16 protein-coding genes and 1 pseudogene are annotated in these 20,284 nt (G+C 63.8%); 9 read left to right on the forward strand and 8 right to left on the reverse strand.

Annotation, left to right across the window (positions count from 1 at the left end; all coding sequences use genetic code 11):
* The first annotated feature begins 24 nt into the window (after positions 1 to 24).
* From E9229_RS03030 to E9229_RS03050, 5 genes are all read left to right on the forward strand, one after another.
* Positions 25 to 1,212, forward strand: a complete 1,188-nt coding sequence (locus E9229_RS03030) for an acetyl-CoA C-acyltransferase (protein WP_183509798.1) — start codon at positions 25 to 27, stop codon at positions 1,210 to 1,212.
* 257 nt (positions 1,213 to 1,469) lie between these two features.
* Positions 1,470 to 1,610 (forward strand): hypothetical protein, encoded by a 141-nt coding sequence (locus E9229_RS03035; RefSeq protein WP_183509799.1) that lies wholly within the window; start codon positions 1,470 to 1,472, stop codon positions 1,608 to 1,610.
* Positions 1,611 to 1,846: 236 nt separating this feature from the next.
* The gene (locus E9229_RS03040) at positions 1,847 to 2,911 is read left to right on the forward strand and encodes an aldo/keto reductase (protein WP_183509800.1); all 1,065 of its coding nucleotides are present in this window, start codon (positions 1,847 to 1,849) and stop codon (positions 2,909 to 2,911) included.
* A 399-nt stretch (positions 2,912 to 3,310) separates the two neighbouring features.
* Entirely contained in the window at positions 3,311 to 4,612 is a 1,302-nt protein-coding gene (locus E9229_RS03045; protein ID WP_183509801.1) for a sensor domain-containing phosphodiesterase, read from the forward strand.
* A gap of 235 nt (positions 4,613 to 4,847) precedes the next feature.
* Positions 4,848 to 6,251 carry an NAD-dependent succinate-semialdehyde dehydrogenase gene (locus E9229_RS03050; protein ID WP_183509803.1) on the forward strand — a complete coding sequence of 468 codons (1,404 nt, stop codon included), beginning with the start codon at positions 4,848 to 4,850 and terminating at the stop codon, positions 6,249 to 6,251.
* Positions 6,252 to 6,348: 97 nt separating this feature from the next.
* Here the strand turns inward: E9229_RS03050 and E9229_RS03055 are convergent, their stop codons facing one another.
* The gene (locus E9229_RS03055) at positions 6,349 to 6,711 is read right to left on the reverse strand and encodes an META domain-containing protein (RefSeq protein WP_183509804.1); all 363 of its coding nucleotides are present in this window, start codon (positions 6,709 to 6,711) and stop codon (positions 6,349 to 6,351) included.
* A gap of 83 nt (positions 6,712 to 6,794) precedes the next feature.
* Positions 6,795 to 8,036: an SH3 domain-containing protein gene (locus tag E9229_RS03060; RefSeq protein WP_183509805.1), complete on the reverse strand. Its 1,242-nt coding sequence runs from the start codon at positions 8,034 to 8,036 to the stop codon at positions 6,795 to 6,797.
* Positions 8,037 to 8,178: 142 nt separating this feature from the next.
* Here E9229_RS03060 and E9229_RS03065 point away from each other — a divergent pair, with 142 nt between their 5' ends.
* Positions 8,179 to 9,390: an AI-2E family transporter gene (locus E9229_RS03065; RefSeq protein ID WP_183509806.1), complete on the forward strand. Its 1,212-nt coding sequence runs from the start codon at positions 8,179 to 8,181 to the stop codon at positions 9,388 to 9,390.
* Positions 9,391 to 9,457: 67 nt separating this feature from the next.
* On the opposite strand, the gene E9229_RS19635 is transcribed toward E9229_RS03065, so the two are convergent.
* The 5 genes and pseudogenes from E9229_RS19635 to E9229_RS03090 form a co-directional block, all read right to left on the reverse strand.
* Complete coding sequence (locus tag E9229_RS19635; RefSeq protein WP_183509808.1) at positions 9,458 to 11,794, reverse strand: SH3 domain-containing protein; 2,337 nt, start codon at positions 11,792 to 11,794, stop codon at positions 9,458 to 9,460.
* Positions 11,795 to 11,951: 157 nt separating this feature from the next.
* Positions 11,952 to 12,830, reverse strand: a complete 879-nt coding sequence (locus tag E9229_RS03075) for an SH3 domain-containing protein (RefSeq protein ID WP_183509809.1) — start codon at positions 12,828 to 12,830, stop codon at positions 11,952 to 11,954.
* A gap of 341 nt (positions 12,831 to 13,171) precedes the next feature.
* A complete protein-coding gene (locus E9229_RS03080; RefSeq protein ID WP_183509810.1) occupies positions 13,172 to 13,675 on the reverse strand; it encodes a ferritin in 504 nt (167 codons plus the stop codon).
* Positions 13,676 to 14,589: 914 nt separating this feature from the next.
* Positions 14,590 to 15,057, reverse strand: coding sequence for an MSCRAMM family adhesin SdrC (locus tag E9229_RS03085; RefSeq protein ID WP_221184349.1), 468 nt, complete (start codon positions 15,055 to 15,057; stop codon positions 14,590 to 14,592).
* 453 nt (positions 15,058 to 15,510) lie between these two features.
* Positions 15,511 to 17,844: pseudogene (locus E9229_RS03090) on the reverse strand (Tex family protein).
* A gap of 137 nt (positions 17,845 to 17,981) precedes the next feature.
* Here E9229_RS03090 and E9229_RS03095 point away from each other — a divergent pair.
* From E9229_RS03095 to E9229_RS03105, 3 genes are all read left to right on the forward strand, one after another.
* Entirely contained in the window at positions 17,982 to 18,344 is a 363-nt protein-coding gene (locus E9229_RS03095; RefSeq protein ID WP_221184350.1) for a hypothetical protein, read from the forward strand.
* A 115-nt stretch (positions 18,345 to 18,459) separates the two neighbouring features.
* Complete coding sequence (locus tag E9229_RS03100; protein WP_183509814.1) at positions 18,460 to 18,861, forward strand: RNA-binding S4 domain-containing protein; 402 nt, start codon at positions 18,460 to 18,462, stop codon at positions 18,859 to 18,861.
* 79 nt (positions 18,862 to 18,940) lie between these two features.
* Complete coding sequence (locus E9229_RS03105; RefSeq protein ID WP_183509815.1) at positions 18,941 to 19,168, forward strand: hypothetical protein; 228 nt, start codon at positions 18,941 to 18,943, stop codon at positions 19,166 to 19,168.
* On the opposite strand, the gene E9229_RS03110 is transcribed toward E9229_RS03105, so the two are convergent.
* The gene (locus tag E9229_RS03110) at positions 19,162 to 20,178 is read right to left on the reverse strand and encodes a D-2-hydroxyacid dehydrogenase (protein ID WP_221184352.1); all 1,017 of its coding nucleotides are present in this window, start codon (positions 20,176 to 20,178) and stop codon (positions 19,162 to 19,164) included. The genes E9229_RS03105 and E9229_RS03110 overlap by 7 nt on opposite strands.
* Positions 20,179 to 20,284: the final 106 nt, after the last annotated feature.

Genomic DNA, 20,284 nt, shown 5'->3' on the forward strand with positions numbered 1-20,284 from the left:
TCGGCACCCAACCAAGAGGAGATCATGAACGAGGACTTGACCCCCGTGATCCTGGGCGGCGCCCGGACCCCCTTCGCCAAGTTCCGCGGGGCACTGGCCCCGCTGGATGTCATCGGGCTCGGCTCCCACGCCATCATCCACGCACTGGAACGAGCCGGCGTGCCGGCCTCGGCCATCGGGCACGTGGTGGTGGGGCAGGTGCTGCTGGCCGGCACCGGACAGGGGCCCGCCCGGCAGGCGGCGCTGGCGGCGGGCATCGGCTACCAGGTGCCGACGGTGACCATCAACAAGCTCTGCCTCTCGGGGCTGACCGCCGTGATCGACGCGGCACGGATGATCCGCGCCGGCGAGGCAGACTTCATCGTCGCGGCCGGCCAGGAGTCGATGTCCAACGCCCCGCACCTGCTCAGGGGCATGCGCACCGGGACACCGCTGGGCGACGGCACGCTGCTGGACGCGGTGAACCACGACGGGCTGCTGGACCCGGTCACCGGTGAATTAATGGGCGCGGCCACGGACCGCGGCAACGCCGAACGCGGAATCACCCGGGCCGCCCAGGACGAGGTGGCGGCGCGCTCGCACCAGCGTGCCGAGGCGGCCGCCGCCATGCTGGCGGCGGAGATCGCCCCGATCAGCGTCCCGCAGCGCCGCGGCGAGCCGGTGCTCGTCTCCGCGGACGAGGGCATCCGCCCCGGCCTGAGCGTCGAGTCGCTTGCCGGGTTGCGCCCGGCCTTCTCCCTGGCCCCGGAGGCGACCATCACCGCCGGCTCGTCATCACCGCTCTCCGATGGCGCCGCCGCACTGGTCATCGCCTCGAAGTCGGCGGCGCGCGCCGCGGGGCTTTCCTGGCTCTGCGAGATCGGCGCACACGGTCAGACTGCTGGGCCGGACGGGTCCCTGCATTCGCAGCCCAGCGCTGCGATCCTCGCGGCGCTGGGCAAGGAACAGCTGGCACCGGGGGACCTGGACCTGGTCGAAATCAACGAGGCCTTTGCCTCGGTGCTGCTGCAGTCGGCAGCGGACCTTGGCCTTGACCCGCAGAGCATCAACAGGGAGGGCGGCGCCATCGCACTGGGCCACCCGGTGGGGGCATCGGGCGCCCGGCTGGTGCTGCACCAGGCCATGGCGCTCGCCTCGCGCGGTTCGGGCACCGGCGTAGTGGCACTCTGCGGAGGCGGCGGCCAGGGCGATGCGTTGATCCTGCGACGCTGATTTCACACGTGGCTCCGGTGGATTCCTCAGCCAATCCAAAGGTTGGTTTCCTACTGTTGTAACTACCTCATGAAGGTGCGAGTGATGCGAGCACCGGTCGGATCAAGACTTATCCCCCTAGTCTTCCGACCGGTGCTCTACTTTTTAACGTCGACGGTCCTGCTGCTGCGCCCCGACCTTCCACTCGATCGGCCCCTCGACAAGCCGCTGGCCGGGGGCCATAGTGAAAAGACGAAGCGTCGACGAAGGAGGAACCCGTGAGCGAAACGACCCCGCAGGACGATGCGGCGGAGAAGGCCGCGAAGGACAAGAAGGCCCACCACGACCACGATGAGGAACTCGTGGAGGAGTGGGAAGACGAGTCCTTCCCCGCTTCGGACCCACCCTCGAATTACTGATTCCCCGAGTTCTCGCACAGAACGCCCAGTTTTCTCCAAGGGTCCGCCCCTAGGCTGGGGGAACCTTCTCAAGGTGCGAGTGATCTGTTGCACCGGCCGTAGCGGCGTTGTCACCTCCGTCCGCTGGGGCCGGTGCTTCATTTAAGCCCACCCTTCCGGCCAGCCGGGAGCCATCGATTGTCGCCACCGCGTAGCATGAGGCATTAAATCGACACCCCATCCTGGAGGACCATCCCGTGGCTGAAAACCTGCGTTATGACCGAGTTGCCGAAACCCATCGGCCCTATGCGGCAGCCGGAGACCGCTACGACTCCCTCGGCTACCGCCGGGTAGGGCTTTCCGGGCTGATCCTGCCCCCGCTGAGCCTGGGCCTGTGGTGGAACTTCGGGGACAATCGCCCATTCGACACCCAGCGCGCCGTGCTGCGCCACGCCTTCGACCACGGCATCAACCACTTTGACCTGGCCAACAACTACGGGCCGCCGTACGGCTCGGCCGAGGAAAACTTCGGGCGGATGATGCGCACCGACTTCAAGGCCTACCGCAACGAGCTGATCATCTCGTCAAAGGCCGGCTACGACATGTGGCCGGGCCCGCACGGGAACCTGGGCTCGCGCAAGTACATCCTGGCCTCGGCCGACGAGTCGCTGGCACGGATGTCGCTGGACTACGTTGACATCTTCTACTCGCACCGCCCGGATCCGGACACCCCCATCGAGGAGACCATCGGCGCGTTGGACACCCTCGTCCGCCAGGGCAAGGCCCTTTACGTGGGCATCTCCTCCTACTCCCCCGAGCGCACCGCGGAGGCTGCCCGGGTGGCCCGCGAAATGGGCACGCCGCTGGTAATCCACCAGCCCTCCTACTCGATGCTCAACCGCTGGGTCGAGGATGGCCTGCTGGAGACGCTCGAAGAGAACTCCATGGGCTCGATCGCCTTTACCCCGCTGGCCCAAGGCCTGCTCACCGGCAAGTACATCAACGACGCAGAGGCCGTTCCCTCCGGCGGGCGCACCTCGCTGGCCGGACACCTGACCGGGGAGAACCTGGGCAAAGCCCGCAACCTGGCCAAGATCGCCGCCGACCGCGGTCAGTCATTGGCCCAGCTGGCCATCGCTTGGCTGCTGCGCGACGGAGCAGCCACGTCGGTGCTCATCGGCGCCTCTTCCACGGCGCAACTCGATGAGAACCTGGGTGCGCTGGCCAACACCTCCTTTGGCGCCGACGAGCTGGAGCTGATCGATCGCATCACCGGCGGCGAGACCGGCATCGACCTGTGGCGGGCATCCTCTTCGCTGTAGCATCGGCCGCTTCGCGCCCCGCTCCGGGCCGGAGCACCGTCCGTTCGGCCCGGGCTGCCGCGATGCCCGGGACCGGCAAGTTGCCAAGACCACACCCGTGGTTCACACCGGGCACCGCTGCTTTGCGGGTTCCGGGTGGCACGATAGGAACATGAATCTGCTGTCTGTCGGTATCGCGGGGTGCGCCTTCTCCCCGCCATGCCCGCTGTCCACGTCACGGACACTCCCGGGCATGCTTGGGAAACCCCGCAGATGACCCGATGGGTACCTCTGCGCGGGAAGAAGCCAGCGGCCCGGATTCGGACGCCGACACCGGGCGACCAAGCGCCCAGGCATGCTTCGAGCCTGTCGGCATGGACAGCACGGTGGCTGTTGATACTCATAGGCTTCGATGCCGTTTTGACGCTATCCATCCGCGGTCCGCTCCTGTTCGGCCGCCAACCGTGGGCTGGCTTCGAGGGCCTCTGGTGGATTCCGAAGGTCCTGGCCATGCTGCTCATCCCGACGGTCGTGCATGCAGCGTGGCGGCTGACGCGCCAGCAGCGCAGGGAGCGGGCCGAAGCATTGGCCAGATCCGGGCTCATGGACACCGTGCTGGCTACCAGCCGGGAATGGCTGTGGGCAACCAACGCCGACGGGTACTTTACCTTCTGTGGTCCGGCGAGCCGGGAACTGCTCGGCTATGAACCTGCCGAATTACTGGGCAGGCACTTGCATCAGGTGATCGGTCCGGAGGACCTCGCGGCGTTGCTGCGCGTCAGGGCGGAGCGCGAAGGCACCGCCCAGGGCCCGAGAGGCAGCGGCAGCCTCGTCACCGCTTACCGCCATCGGGATGGACGCAGGATACCGGTGGAGGTGTCGGCTCGGGCATTCCATGATGGTGCGGGGCAGAGCGCGGGATACGAGGGAACGAGCCGTGCCCTGGCCCCGGGGACGGCAGATGTCGCGGCTCTCGAGGAAGCCATGGCCCGGGTTGCCATGGTGCTTGCCACGCGGGCACTGTGCACGGCCTTCCAGCCCGTCCACTGCCTGTCGACCGGAACAGTGCTGGGAGCCGAGGCCTTGACCCGCTTTCCCGGTTCTCCGTGCCTGTCCCCGGAGACGTGGTTCAGGGAGGCGGCGATGACTGGGCTGGGAGTGGAGCTGGAAATCATGGCCTTGGAAACCGCCCTCCGGGCCGCCCTCGGGGTCCCGGCGCAACTATACGTCGCGGTAAACCTCTCCCCGGAGGCCTGCCTGGACCCGCGGCTCATCGATCTGCTCGCGGCATCCGGCCTCGCCGCCGGACGCATCATGGTGGAGATCACCGAGCGCCACCACGTGCACGACTATGCTCCACTCACCGCTGCGTTGGAATCCTTGCGTCGCGCCGGGGTGAGGCTCAGCGTCGATGACGCTGGAGCCGGGTTCGCTTCCATGCGCCATATCCTTGAGCTCAAACCGGACGTGGTCAAACTCGACCGGGGCCTCATCGCCGGCATCGATGCAGATCCGGGGCAACGGGCCCTGGGTGCCGCGATGGTCGGTTTTGCCGGTGAGATCGGAGCCTCGCTGGTTGCCGAAGGCATCGAAACCGAGGCCGAGCTTGCCACGGTCACCGCACTGGGCATGGGCTCGGGGCAAGGCTACCTGCTCGGTCGCCCCACCACCCTGCCCGAAGACTGGGCCCGGTGGCAGCTGGCACCGCTGCAGGACCGTTAGGATCTGCGCCCATCCCGGCGTGAAGGGTCGACGCACGCCACAATGCATACGGATTTCGTAGCAATTTGTCAGCAAAACAACTGTTTGCGCATAATCAGGATCACCTAACAACGAAAACATTCCTAGTACGCTCGTGATTGGGTTCACAAATTGAACTTTTCGGGACATGATGGGTAGAGATCTGCGAAGGGAACCTCGTTCCTGCCGCCCGAGCGACCACTGAAGGAGCAAGGCCGTGACCGCCACCGCCCCCACGCCGAATGTCCCCGGCTACCGAGTTCTCAACCCCGCCACCGGCGCAGTGGTTGAAGAATTCCAGACCGCCACCGATGCCCAGATCCAGGACGCGCTTGCCGCCTCCGCGGCAGCGTACGCCACCTGGAAGAACGTTCCGATCGAGGAACGCGCGGTCATTGTGCACCGCATTGCCGAACTGTTCACCGAGCGGGCGGGCAAGCTCGCATCGATCATCACCGAGGAAATGGGCAAGGCCTACTCGCAGTCCCAGGGCGAAGCCGAGTTCTGCACCGACATCTTCGCCTACTTCGCCACCGAGGGCCCTGCCCTGACGGCAGACATGCCGATCAAGGCCATGAATGGAGGACGCGCCGTTGTCCAGAAGCTCCCGGTCGGCCCGTTGCTGGGCATCATGCCGTGGAACTACCCATACTACCAGGTTGCCCGCTTCGCCGCGCCGAACCTGATGCTGGGCAACACCATCGTGCTCAAACACGCTGAAATGTGCCCCCGCTCCGCGCTGGCCATCCAGGCGATCATGGACGATGCGGGCCTGCCCGCCGGCGTCTACACCAACGTCTTCGCCAGCCATGACCAGATCGCCGACATCATCGCCGATGCCCGCATCCAGGGGGTCTCGCTGACCGGTTCCGAGCGCGCAGGTGCCATCATCGGCCAGCTGGCCGGCAAGAATCTGAAGAAGGCCGTGCTGGAACTCGGAGGTTCGGATCCATACGTGATCTTGGATTCCGATGACGTCAAGGACGCCGCCAACACCGCATGGTTCACGCGCATCGAGAACACGGGCCAGGCCTGCAACTCGAACAAGCGCATGATCGTCATGGAGGACATCTTCGACGAGTTCGTTTCCGAGCTCACCGCGCTGGCCACCGGCCTGGTTCCGGGCGACCCGGCCAAGGAAGAGGAGGGCACCTTCGGCCCGCTGTCCTCCCGTGTCGCTGCGGAGGCCCTGTCCGAGCAGATCCAGGACGCCCTTGACAAGGGCGCGACGCTGCACGCCGGCGGCACGCTGCACGAGGGCCCGAGTGCCTTCCTCGAACCGACGGTGCTCACCGGCATCGTTCCGGGCATGCGGGCCTACCACGAGGAACTTTTCGGACCGGTCGCCGTGGTCTACAAAGTCTCCACCGACGAGGAGGCCCTAAAGCTCGCAAACGACACCCCGTACGGTCTCGGCGGAGCAGTCTTCAGCCGGAACGAGGAGCGCGCCCACAAGGTCGCTTCGGGTCTGGAATCCGGCATGAGCAACGTGAACACCCCGGCAGGCGAAGGCGCCGACATGCCCTTCGGCGGCGTGAAGCGCTCGGGCTACGGCCGTGAACTCGGCCCGCTGGGCATGGATGAGTTCGTGAACAAGCGCCTGTTCTACATCGCCGACTAATCAGTCCGGCAACAACCGGGGGCGTGTCCGACACATCAAACGATGTGCCGGGCACGCCCTTCTAGTAGTTGATCGCCCGGTACATGCCCGGACAGGCCTAGTGGCCGCGCTGCAGGGTCCCGATCATCGCGCCGCTCGCGTCCTCGATCACGAGCCTGTCGTTATCCACCGTGGCCGAGGCGGCATCACCGAGCCAGACGTCGACTTCCTCGCACATCATGCGTGTTCCGGCCAGCGTTCCGAAGGCGATGACTCCTCCGGAATCTTCCCAGCTGCCCATCAGCCTGTTGCAGCCGTCGGTTCCAGAAACCTGGCCGCCGTCTTCAATCACCAGTTGCGGCTGGCCCTGCCCTTGCTCGCCCCACGTGCCGATCGGCGTGGCGGCGGTTGAACCGTTTGCCGCACAGGACGACAGGAGCAGGGCGGCGGCGATGGCGCCCAGGAGCTGGGTTCTTCTCATGACTGCAAGCCTAGGGGCTGGGCCCGTCCCAAGCGATGGTTTGGGACGGGATTACCACTTCATTCCACCCGGGATTCCCCCGGTTATCGCCCCACATATTCGAAATGCCACGCTTCGGCGTATTTTGATCCCTCTTCGAGATAAGACCGATGCACCCAGTTGTACTTCTTCGAGTTCACCTTCAACCATTTGAAGTACTTCCCGCGGAAGGAATAGTCGTACGTCTCGGGCAGGTCGATGGCCGTACCCCATCCGTGGTTCGAGGTACCTGGTCGGGCGGCAACGAGCGGCCCCAAATCGGTCCAGTAGTAGTCCTGGGTCTCCCGCGTCCGGTAAGCCAAGTCTATGGTCAACGAGGTGCCGAACTTTTTCTTGAAGCTGGCATTCAAATGCGTCAGGTCAGCCAAGGCCGGTGCGGCGATCAGCGTCTTCTCGCGGTCCCAAGGAATGGCCACCAGCATCGAGGCGGGCACCTTACCGTTGACCTGCCTGTGCACCGTGGCTCTGCTGATCTCCTTGGAATTGACCGTCGGTGCCGTGCTGTTTCGTTGCAACGCGGAGGTCTTCATCCACCCGTAGGTTCCCTGCGTCCGTACGAAATACCAGCCAGCGACCCCACCTGCCTTCCGCTCTTGGGCGAGATCCCGATAGGCCACCGAATAGCGCGGAATGTCACCGATCTTCATCGGTCCGTTGACACTGGACCGCAGACCGGACCCGGCGGTCTTGGTGTAGTAGCGGTCGGTGAGTCCGGCCCGGTTGCTCGTGTAGGCGCCTTCGATGTAGATCTCACGACCCGGCTTGTTCGCGACGCCCTTCAGGTAGCCGGAGTTCACCCAACCGGTCTTCCCCCGATGGGTGACCCTCTTCCATTTTCCCTGAGTGGCCTTCAGCTCGAGGATGGCCCCCTTCGGGATGGAACCGAGAACCTTTGAAGAGGTGGTCGCCTGCTTCCGCAGGTTCAGCGTGGCAGTACTCTTACCGAGTCCAGGTTTCTTTGCCTCCGCCGGCTTGAGGTAGGCGGTGCTCACCCATCCGGTCTTGGACCTGTAGGTGGTCTTGCTCCATCCGCCCGAGGTGGCACTGATTGCGAGCTGGGTGTCCCGTGGTATGACGAGGAGTACCTTGGTGTTCGTTCCCGCACGCAGGCGCAGGTTGAGGTTGGCAGTCGCCCGTTTCACCTCTTTGGCGGCGACGGCGGCAGCGATGGTCACAGGAACGGAGGTGGCTGCAGTGGCAACCGGCGGGGCACCCCAGAACGAAAAAGCCAACACTCCCACCGTCAGCACCCGGAGGCGTGCACCAGGTGTCTTTGCATAGGTCATATAGGGGTTCTCCGCTGTCGGTTCCGGCTGCTGCAATGTTGGCCATCAAATCCCCTCCAGCTTATCTCCACCAATTCACCTTTCGAATGCGCATCGTCCGGGCAAACGTTTAGAGTTGTTCCTAAAACCATCTAGGAGTGAAATGCCGTTTCTGAAGAATTGGGTCAGGAAACGCCCGGCCGCAAGAACAGCCAACGAATCAGTGGCGTCCAACGCAGTGGGCGCGGATCCGACGTTCACCATCGGGCAGCTGTGGACGGATGGCATGGGCCGTTCGGCCACCCGCTCGATTCAGGTCCTGACGGTTCTGGCGCTTGCCGCCGTCGTCGTCTGGGGCCTCATGCAGCTGAGCTTGGTCGTCCTGCCGGTACTCATCGCACTGATCCTATGCAGCGCGCTCTGGCCGCTGGTGAGACTTCTGCGCAAGTTCATGTCCGCGTTGCTCGCCGCCTGGTCCGTCTTCCTTGGATCCTTGGTGATCCTCGGCGGGATCGGCTATCTACTGGTGATCTCGGTGATGGCCGAGGCAGACACGCTGGCCGACAAGGCGGTCGAGGGTTTTCATACGCTCCAGGGCATGATCCAACAGCTGCCCATCAATATCAGTGAGCAGCAGATCAACGATGCCATCAAACAGTCCACCGATTTCTTGACCAGCAGCCAATTCGGTGCCGGAGCGCTGAACGGGATCTCCGCTGCCGGGAACTTCGTCACCGGGCTCATCCTGTTGCTGGTGATCTTGTTCTTCTTCCTCAAGGACGGGGACCGCATCTGGGCCTTCTTCGTGTCCTGGGTACCTCGCCATCTGGAAAGCCGCTGGCTTGCTTCCGGAGCCCGGACCGTGGAAACCCTGGGCGGCTACATCCGCGGCACAGCTACCATTGCCGCGGTCGACGCGGTTGGCATCACTGCCGCGTTGCTGATCCTGCGCGTGCCGCTGGCGATCCCGCTGGGTGTCATCGTCTTCCTTAGCTCCTTCATCCCGATGGTTGGCGCCACGTTCGCCGGCATCCTAGCCACGCTGATCGCTTTGGTCACCAACGGTCCCGTCGTCGCGCTGATCGTGCTGGGCGCCGTCATCCTGGTCAACCAGCTCGAAGGAAACTTCCTGCAGCCGGTCGTCATGGCCCACGCGTTGAACCTGCACGCGTTGGTCATTCTGCTGGCGCTGGCTGCCGGCACGGTCCTGGGCGGGCTTGTCGGTGCGGTACTCGCGGTGCCTATCACCGCGGTCTTCTGGTCGATCGTGAAGATCTGGAGCGGACGGGATAACCAGGCCCCGGAACCCGAACCCGCGAAAACCGATTCCACTGACAACGGCGGTGACCCCAAACAAGCCGCTGCAGCGGGCTAAGGCGGAGGCTTCGGTGAAGAGCAGCATGGCCCGGCGCTTTACCAAGCAGCAGACCCTGCTGCCTTGCTTACTTCAAGTAACCGGAGTGCACCCAGCCGGTCTTTTTACCATAGGAGACCTTCGCCCAGCTGCCCTTGGTGGCCTGGACGGTGAGCTTCTTCCCCACCGGAACCAACAGCAGCGACTTCTGCGCGGTCGAAGCCCCGGCACGTAGGTTCAACCTTGCGATGGTGGTTTTCACCTTCGACTTCGCCGTTTTCATCTTCGATTTGGCCGGCTTCACTGCGACGGTCTTCTTGGCCGGTTTCGCTTCCACCAGCTGCGAGGCAGGTGCCCATCCGGTCCTTGAAGCTACCGCAAAACGCAACCACGATCCACTGCGTGCACTCACCGTGACCTTTGCTCCCTTGGGCAACACCTTGAGGGCCTTGGACTTGGTGCTGGCGCTTTGCCGCACGGTTAGTTTCACCTTGGTCTTGTAGGTTTTTTTGGCCACGGTGGTGACCTTGGGTGCAGCCGGTTTAATGAGCTTCAGGTAGTTGCCTGCCACCCATCCCTGGCTCGTCCCGACCTGGACGTAGCGCCATTTACCCTGAGCTTTAAGCAGCGCCACTTTCGTGCCCTTGGCCAGCACGCGCACTGATTTGGACTTGACGTCCGGTTTCTGGCGCAGGTTCAAGCCGTTGGTGGTCGTGTGGCTGGCCTTTGCTACGGCAGGTTTGGCCGACGGCTGGGGTTTCACCACTACGGGCTTGGGCTTCACGACCACGGGCTTGGGCTTGGGCTTGGGCTTGGCAGGGGGTTTGGGTCCTGCCGGCTGCACTGGTTTGACCACGGTGGGCTTGATGGCCTGCAGATACTGGGCGGCCACCCAACCGGTGTTCGGGCCGGCCTGCACCTGGCGCCAGGTGTTTTGCGTAGCGACGACGGCAACTTCTGTTCCCTTGACGAGGACCTTGAGCGACGTCGTTGAAGCGGAGGGTCCCTGGCGCAGGTTCAGCCCGTTGGTGGTGATGTGAGTCGCCTTCGCGGCGACGGGCTTCGGCTTTTCTACCGGTGGCGCAGGCACGACCGGAGGAGTTGGCGTTGGGGCTCCGATGGCCTTCAAAGCGCTGGCGGGAACCCATCCGGTGGTCTGACCGGCCTGGACTTCCATCCAGCCGTTCAGGCTACGCCTGATGGCGACCTGTGTACCGGCGGCAATTTTTCCGGATTCGGTTTGTGTGACTGCAGCGCCCTTGCGCAGCACGGTTGCGGCAACGGTTTCACGGGTCGGTTTGGCTACGGCCGGATCGAGTGTCGCGGTCCAGGTGAACAGCGGGGCACTGACCCAGCCGATCTTACCGGCATGGGAAATCCTCAGCCAACCCGATTTGCTTTGGTACACATCCACCACGGAACCGGCTTTGACCTGCCCCATGACCGAGTACCAGGTTGCCGTGCCGGTGCGAAGGTTCGCCGTGCCATTGGCCCGGTACCTTGCAATGGGCAGGAGCATGCCATTGGTATCCGCCCCCGCGGATGTCAGGCTTCCAGCCGGCGCATCCCCCATGCGGTAAGGGGTCGCTGCGTAACGGTCGATCCATCCCGTGTTCTTCCCGTAAGTGACCTTGACGTAGTTGCCATTGATCTTGCCGTTGATGGCACCGGGCTTACTGCTGATCAGGGCATTGCGTGGAATCTTGGCGACCACGCTGGAGCCACTATCAGCCGTGGCAAAGACATCGATCATGCCGCGCGCATAGTAGGTGCAGGAACTCGGCGGGGTTTGCGGATAGATCAACGAGGCGTTCTTCGCCAACGAGATCCCCTGCGCGGACAACCACGCCGCGGGGTCCAGCAGGTTCGCGTCGTTCGAGTAGAAGCGTTCCTTCCAGACCTCGAGGTGCAGGTGCGGGCCGGTTGACGGACCAGAGGAGCCCACCACACCGATCTGCTGCCCGGCCTTGATCTTCTGCCCCTCCTTCACATGCGTGCTGGCATTCCACATGTGCAAATATGCGGTTTCGTAGACCTTGCCGCCAATATTATGTTTCAGGATGATCTGGCCACTGACGGCGGAGGTGCCGTTCAATGTCTTACGTACCACCCCATCGGTGACCGCATAGATCGGGTCGCCGTTCTGCGAGCCCAGGTCCTGTCCTAGGTGGTGGGTGGAACCGCCGACCACCGGAATACAGCGAGGGCCCTGCGGGGAAGAAAGACGGTACCCCTTCTTCGGGTCCAAGGGCAAGGCCCAACGGCGGGCACTGTCCTTGGTGGTGTCTTCGATGGGTGCCGATGCCGAAGCAAGTGTCACCGTAAGCGGGGTGGAGCCGGACGCGCTAGCTGGAAGTGCCGGCAGCAGGCCGAGAGCCAGCGAGATGCCGAGCGCCAAGGCCAGTCGTTGCGGGGTTCTTCTCATGGAATTGTGGGTCCTCGATGACGGGCTGGAGGCTACCAGCCGGATGCGTGTGATCAGGTGGGGGCTTCCCCACGAGGTCCCCACCACCAAGCACCCTATTTCACTTCGGGGATTCTTGCACGTAATGCTTCAGAATCGGGCAAAGACTAAGACCTGGCTAGTGGAGGAACTGTTCGCGGATCCAGCCAGCATGCCCGTCGTAGTCGACCTGGGCCCAGTCGCCTCGGGTCCCGCGCACGGTGAGGACGCTCCCGGCGGGGATGTCCAGAATGACCCTGAATTTTTCCGATGCTCCCGTGCGCAGGACGGCATCTGCGTTGGTTTTCGGCTGAAGTTCGAACCCACCAATACGTTCGAGGTGCGTGGCCGGGATCCAGCCGGCACCGCGCTCCAGTTCAATGCGCTTCCAACCACGTAGTGAACCATTCACGTTGACCTTGGCACCACGCTGCAGGATCTGCAGGGTCGCATAGTGGTCTCCCGCATCCTTGCGGACGTTCAGCCGGACCGTGGTGCGGTAGGGCTCGGGTTCAAGGGCGATGATGCCGCGCAAGGGACGGTTGATCGGCAGGGGGCTCAGGTACGCACTGGACACCCAACCACTGGCGGTGCCGGCATAGATCCGGGACCAGGTTCCCTGGCGTTCCATCGCGGCGACCCGCGAGTCCTTGACCAGTACGCGAACGACGGTGTAATTGGTTCCGGCTCCCCGGCGCAGGTTCAGAATTGCGGTAGTTATGTGGGTTGGCGGTGGCCCGGAGGGGACGTCGGCTTCAAGGCCCGCAGCCTTGAGCGCGGACCCGGGGAGGTGCGGAGCTGCGAGGGTGCGCAGACAGTGCCCGGGCACCCAGCCGAAGAGGGAACCGGCCTGGACGCTCGCCCAGGAACCATGGCGGGCCAACAACGTTACGGCGCTGGCATCCGGCAGGATCCGTTGGACGGCATATTCGGTCCCAGAGCCCTTGCGGAGGTTCAGTTCACCGACGGTCACGTGTGTCGGGGCCGGGGAGGATCCGCCGTTTCGAAACGACGTCATGGTCGTCCGACCGCCACGTACCGCGTCAAGCGAAGCGCCCGGGAAGCCGTCAACATGCAAGCGCACCTCGTTCTTGGGAATCTCCGGTCCCCCTCTCGGGTTGCGGTAGCAGACAGGTCCCGCAGGTGATGCGGGTATATCCGTTAAGACTAATCGACGAGCCGATGGCCCAGGTATCGCTGCGGCCTTGTATTCGTCACAGTTGCTCCAATCCGGCACAGGTAGCGGCAATCGGTCTTGACGTTCACGAAGCGCGGATCCTGAACGATTGGATTCGACTCGGTTAAATGCAAAGGCCCGGACCGCGGGAAAGCCCCGGGCCCGGACCAAGAGCGGTTCGGTTATTCGCCGGCTGGGTTACGCGAGCCGAGCTCCGCGTCCAAGCGCAGCAGGCCGTTGCCGTCATTTTCAATCAAGCGCACGCGGCCGACGATTTCACTGACCGTCGCTTCTTCTTCGATCTGCTCGTTGACGAACCAGTTAAGCAGCGGTACCGAGTCGATGTCGCCTTCCAACTGGGCCAAGCGGTAGAGGTCGCGGATGGACTCCGAGACCTTCTTCTCATGGGCCAGTGCGGCCTCGAAGGCGTCCAGGACCGTTGCCACGGAAACAACCGGGGCGGTGATGTCGCCAATCGCGGGGCGGGCGTCGCGGTCGGTCATGTGTCCCAAGAACTTCTCGGCGTGGTGGGTTTCCTCGTCGGACTGGGCCCGGAACCAATCGGCAATGCCGGGGAGGTCCATGATTTCCATCTCGACCGCAAGTTGCCGGTAGACCACCGACGCCCGGAGCTCAAGTGTTACCTGATCGTTGAATGCGTCTGCAAGCTTTCCTGTAAGTTCCATGGGCACTACGTTACGTCCACAATCCGACCTTGTCACCGAAGGACGGCCGTACTAAATGACGTGAAATTAGGAACCTCGAGTGGCCGATTCCTCGATCATGAAGGTGATGCTCACCTATTGTCGCGCACCGTCGAGTCGATCAAGGCATCGGGCGCGAGTACGGGCACAAACTGCACCCTAGATCGTTGACTTTTCAACTCCCTTGGGAAAAATCATTGGCAGCAATACCTCGGAGCATTCCATTTCCGCCCCGTTTGCATCTGCTTGGTCGGCCTTGGCTGCGCATCTCGGTCATGGCCCCACGAGCGGCTTTGCCCCGAGATCTTTTGGTAACTGGGCAAAGCCGATGTCACTTCAGATTATTCGGTAGGTCCCTCAGCTAATGATGCCTGAGCCTCCACAGGAAGGACCCGCGATCATTCGCTGTTGACCATTGTGGCTAGCTCAGCTTGCGGCCGCGGACCAGCAGGAGCCCTGCTATGAATAGCATCCGGCCGGCAGCGCCGATTCCCAGCGCGGTGAAGCCGGTGTTGACCAGGCCACCCTCCGGCGTCTTCGGTGCGACGGTGTCAGCTGGAATCGCCCCTTCGGGCCCTCCACCCTAATCATCCGAATTCGGCAAAGGGCGGTCGAACCGGGGTATCCGGGGCTTCCCGAACAAATGGGGCCCCAAGTTCAACCGGAGTTTCCGGAACGATTGGCGTTCCGGCTCAACCGGCGCTTTTCAGCACGAAGCCGAAGTCCAAAGTGGGATCCCGATCCCCGTGGTTCGCCAAGCCTTCGGAAGATGCCGTCTACTTGGAGGACTCGCCTTCTCGGTCGCCTTGTCCGGATTTCGCCGGCAGATAGCCCTTCAGCGCATCCGGAGAAGCCTCGCGGTGTAAGACTGCACCTCCTTCAGAACTGGAAAATTCTCAAATGAAGTAAGCACCCTGCCTCTCGGTCACCGGCTCACCCTCAGGACCAACCGAGACCAGAACAACACCGGCGATACCAGCCTCATTCTCATCCTGCAGGCCATCACAATTAGTATCAAACCAAACGTAATAGCCCACCAACACCCTGCCCGGATTCACGAAGAATCCGAAGTCCGGTGTCGGGTCATGACCTCCATCGGTCTTCGGCACATCATCGGACGGATCGGCAAAACACAGCTGCAGGTCCGCATGGAGTCGTGCTGATGGGAACCCCAACGCCATTGCCTGATTGGTTTCAGGCCGGGACCAAGCATGCACGTTACCTCTGCGCTGCCCTATCCATGAGCACGCGAACCAGCCGCGGCCAGTTCCGGCAGGGGCGCTGATCAGCAATAGACGTGAGGTGCCCGGATCTCTTAATGTGAAGCGTCCCAGTGCTGGATGGCGTTGCTCTCGGATGGACATGCTTCGCCTCGGCGGCTGCACGTCGTGTTCACGTAAATGCTCGCAGTTGAGTTGCCATCCGGCGACAAAGTTGGGGGGCTTCACGGATGAAAGCGAAGGCACCCGAGATTCATCCTAGGCGACCGGCCAGAAGAACCTGCCGACAAGTCTTGTCGTGAGTAATCCCGTCCGCTGTGCCGGCAGCACTGATGTCATGACGTGATCGAGGCACCTTCCGAAGGCGTAGACGTTTCTTGCCTCCCCGCATGGCCCTTGAACACAACGGGGAATACCGGCACACTCGGGGACTGATTCACAGGTAGGGGTTCGGGCACCCGCAGCGGCACTGATGAGCCGGGGAAGCAGCAGTGACCTCGTAGCGAAACAGGTGATGCTCTGGCATTCCTCTCCCGGTCTCGTGCGCCGGGTGCTGTCCGGATGTCGGCCGCAAATTTATGCCCCTCGGGTAGGGCGCTATTTGCCTAGTCCAGCCCGTCGCAGGGCATCGGCCATAGCCGAGCTTCCCGGGGCCGGAACCCTGGCCTCCTTGGCTGCCGCGGGAGCACCGGAGCGCGGATGCTCTGCCCCGCGCGGTCCGCGTGATCCGCCGGTTTTCGACTCTCCGGCAGCCGGCAAGTCGTCATCGAGGCGAAGGGTCAGTGAAATGCGCTTACGCCCGGGATCGACTTCCAGCACCTTGACCTTGACGACCTGCCCGGAAGTCACCACCTCCCGCGGATCTGAAATGAACTTGGAGCTCATGGCCGAGACATGGACCAGCCCATCCTGGTGCACTCCCACATCCACGAAGGCGCCGAAGGCCGCCACGTTGGAGACCGTTCCCTCCAAGATCATCCCCGGGGCCAGATCCGAGATCTTCTCGACCCCTTCCTTCAGCGCTGCCGTCACGAATTCGGGGCGCGGGTCGCGGGCAGGGCGCACCAGCTCACTGATCACGTCGCATACCGTCGGCAGGCCGAACTAATCATCCACGAAGGCCGAGGCATCCAGCGTCGCCACCGATCCGGTGCCTGCCGCACTCAGCAGCTTCTTGGCGAGGGCGTAGGCCTCCGGGTGCACGGCCAACGCATCCAGGGGTTCCTTGCCTCCGGATACACGCAGGAAGCCCGCACATTGTTCAAAGGCCTTGGCCCCCAAACGCGGAACCTTAAGCAGCGCACGCCGGGTGGCAAAGGGCCCGTTCGCATCGCGGTATTCGACGATGTTACGACTGAGCAGCGGGCCGACACCGGCGACCCGCGCCAGCAGCGACGGGGATGCGGTATTCACATCGACGCCTACGGCATTCACGCAGTCCTCCACCACGGCATCCAGTGAACGGTCCAGCTTCGTCGGATTCAGGTCATGCTGGTACTGGCCCACGCCGATGGACTTGGGTTCGATCTTCACCAGTTCAGCCAAGGGGTCCTGCAGCCGGCGCGCGATGGAGACGGCGCCGCGGATGGAGACGTCCAGTTCGGGCAGTTCGGCCGAGGCAAGCGCCGAAGCCGAATACACCGAAGCACCCGCCTCGGAGACGATGACCTTTGCCGGTTTGTCGGTGAGTAGGGCGATCAGCTCGCCGGCGAGCTTGTCCGTTTCCCGGCTTGCGGTCCCGTTGCCCACGGCGATGAGTTCGGTGCCGTGTTTTTTTGCCAGTGCGGCAAGCGTTGCCAGAGATTCGTTCCATTTGTTGGCCGGTGCGTGCGGGTAGATGGTCGCGATATCCACTACCTTTCCGGTGCCGTCCACCACTGCGGCTTTCACCCCGGTGCGCAGCCCCGGGTCCAAGCCCAGCACGGTGCGGTTTCCGGCGGGTGCCGCCAGAAGCACGTCTCGTAGGTTGGCGGCGAAGACCTTGACCGCCGCCTCCTCCGCCGCCTCGAACAGCCGAGTGCGCAGATCCGATTCCAGCCGGGCCAGCAGCCTGCCTCGCCAAGCAAGCCTGACCGTTTGGGCCAACCATTTTCCGGCCGGGGCATCTGCGCCAGCCGTCACGCCCAACGACCGGGCAACTGCCGCCTCGTAGCCGGAGCGGGCCTTCGTCAAAGCGTCCTCGTCACGCGGATCAGCCTCCGCCAGTTCCAGGTTCAACGCACCCTCGCGTTCCCCACGCAGCAGGGCCAGGACCCGGTGCGAGGGCTGGGCATGGATTGGCTGGACGAAGTCGGCGTAGTCGGCGAACTTCGAACGATCCATGTCGGCAGCCGATGCAGCGGTTGCGGTGGAGCGTAGCCGCCCGCCCTTCCAGAGCCGCTCACGAAGATCAGCCACCAGCGGCGCATCAAGGCCCACGCGTTCGGTGAGGATCGCCCGGGCTCCGGCCAGCGCATCTGCTGCCGCAAGGATCGCGTGTTCCTCATTCAGATAGGCGGCAGCCGTTGATTCCGGATCCAGGTTCGCATCCCGGAGCAGTGCGTCGGCCAGCGGTTCGAGCCCCGCTTCGCGGGCAACCTAGGCCCGGGTACGGCGCTTGGACTTATAGGGAAGATAAAGGTCTTCAAGCTCTGACTTCGTGGAGGCGTCCAAGATTGAGGTGCGCAGCTCGGCGGTGAGCTTTCCGGCCTCGTCGATGGCCTTGAGCACGGTGGCGCGGCGGTCTTCGAGCTCGCGCAGGTAGCGCAACCGTTCTTCCAGGTCCCGCAGCTGGGCATCATCAAGAGTCCCGGTTGCTTCCTTGCGGTACCGGGCGATGAAGGGAACGGTCGCTCCCCCGTCGAGCAGTTCAATGGCGGCGCGGACCTGCCAGTCCTTGACGTCGAGTTCGGATGCGATCTTCTGGATGATGTTCAGCTCACTCACCAGCACTAGTCTGCCGTATCGACCCTGGCACCCCGCTTCATTTGCCACATCTCAGCCACGTCGTGCCGCGAACCGGCCGCCTACGGAGCGGGCTGACGGGGTCCGGGTCGCAAGCTTCCACCGCCACATCACCGGATACGCTTATGCACATGCGTTCATCCCTGTTCAAGATCCTTTCCGGCACGGCCGTCGCCTTGGCCCTCATGGCTTCATCAGGCTGTGCCCAGGTGGCGGATACGGCTAAGCAGGCCGCCTCGAGCGCTGCATCTCAGGTAGCCGAAACGGCAAGGACCGAGGCGGTCAAGGCAATCTGCGCCCCGGTGCGCGACGGCAAGCTCAATGCAGCCGAAGTGAAGAAGCTCTCCGGCTTCATGGACCTGGCCGAGCAGTCGGGCCTCCCCCGGGAATTCACCACTCCGCTGCGCGCATTTGCCGATTCGGGCCTGGAGACACCGAAGGACGTCCAGCAGCAGCTGATGACGGCCTGCGACAACGCCACGAAATAAACGCGGACCGGGTTCCCTCAGCATCGGGCTTCCACGACGCCCTCCGGTCGGCCTGCTGTTCATCACCGCGCCGAGGTACAGCATCGATTGTCCTTTGCCCGTAGAATCGGCCACTGTGACGAGTATTAGCATTTCCAAGGCAGCCGTCCGCGTCGACGCGTGGCTATGGGCGATCCGTATTTATAAGACGCGGTCCGCGGCAACCGCCGCATGCCGGGCCGGCCATGTCCGGCTGGGCGACAGGCCCGTGAAGGCAGCCCAAATCATTGTCCCGGGTGACCGGATCAGGGTCCGGCAGCCCGGATTCGAGCGCATCCTGGAAGTCCAGTACGTCATTTCCAAGCGCGTCGGCCCCGAGGCGGCCGCCCGTTGCTTCATCGACCACACGCCGCCACGGCCCAAGGAATACATTCCGCAGATTCCGGTACGCGACCGCGGCACCGGCAGGCCGACGAAAAAGGACAGGCGCGAAATGGAACGGCTCCGCGACGGTTTCACCCCGGGCCCACCGGCATAGTATGGGCAGTGGAAGCCTTGTCCCCGGGCCCCGGCTTCTGTTTCCCCCCTTCGGGCCCTCTGAACAAACGAGGAATTTGATGGCTACCAAGAAGCGTTGGAAAGACCTGAGCCCCAAGAGCCGGTTCCGCATCCTGGCGCTGGCCGCAGTGCAGTTGGGGCTGCAGTTCATCGTGCTGCGGGATCTGGCCCGGCGCCCGGCAGAACTGGTCAATGGCGCCAAGGGCAAGTGGGTTGCCCTGTCGTTCATTAACTTCGCCGGCCCCCTGGCCTATCTGCTGACCGGTCGGCGTTCCAAGGCTCAGTAGCCGCGTGCCGAATCGTAGGGGTTGCGCAGCGGTTGCCCGTCGATGTACCGGTTGAGGTTGTCCACGAAAAGCTCAACGAGCCGCTCGTTTTCCGTCCATACGTTTGCTGCGGTATGCGGGCTCAACAGCACGTTTGGGGCGCTCCAGAGCGGATTCCCGGCGGGCAGCGGTTCCGGGTGGGCGACATCAAGCACGGCGCCGGAGAGGTGTCCAGCTTCCAGGAACGCGATCAGGGCCCGCTGGTCAACGACCTCGCCGCGGGCAATGTTGACCAGCAACGACCCGGGCTTCATGGCTGCCAGCTGTTCGGCGCCCAGCAATCCCCGGGTCTCATGGGTCAGCGGGCAGGCAAGCACCACGATGTCAGCGGCTCCCAGCGCCGCGGGGCCGAACTCGACGCAGGCACCGAACGGCCGACCCAGATCCCGGGGTGTCCGGGTGGTCCCGATACAGTCGACCCCGAAGAAGTCCAGTGTCCTGGCCACTTCCCGCCCGATGCTTCCCGCGCCCACAATCAGCGCTTTGCGCCCCCGTAGCGTGGCACTGGCCCCGGTTTTCCAGTCCCGGTCGGCCATGCCGCGCTGAAGCCCGGGGACATCGCGCACGAAGTGCAGCAGCCCGGCCACCACGAACTCCGCTAGCGCCCTGGCATGGACGCCGGCTGCCGTGGTGAGGGCAACAGCATCGTCGGTGAAGCCCAAGGCAGCTGCGCGCGCTCCGATGCCGGCCGAAGTCCCCTGGACCCATTTCAGGTTCGGGCTGTTTTTGCGCCAGCACTCCGGTTGCCACCAGTCGAAGTCGAACATCACCTCGGCCCGACCCAGCAACGAGTGCCATGTCCCCAACTGCCCGGCGTCCAGCTCGCGCGGGGTACCCCGGTGGTCGCTGCGGAATCCGGGGACCGGCAGCAGTTCCGGCGCGTAGTGGATCTCGGCGCGGGGCACCCCTGCTCGCAGCCGCTGCACGAGTTCTGGTTCGAGATAACTGGCCATCAGCACGTGCGGGGACAAATCCTGCTCCTGTTTGGGTTAACGGTTTCGGGCCCGGCACCGCCGGTCAAGGCGGTAGCGGACCCGAAACAGGGGGTGGTGGGCGTTCCCGGAAAGATTCCGGGTG

Source organism: Paeniglutamicibacter cryotolerans (assembly GCF_014190875.1).
GTDB classification, from domain to species: Bacteria; Actinomycetota; Actinomycetes; order Actinomycetales; family Micrococcaceae; genus Paeniglutamicibacter; species Paeniglutamicibacter cryotolerans.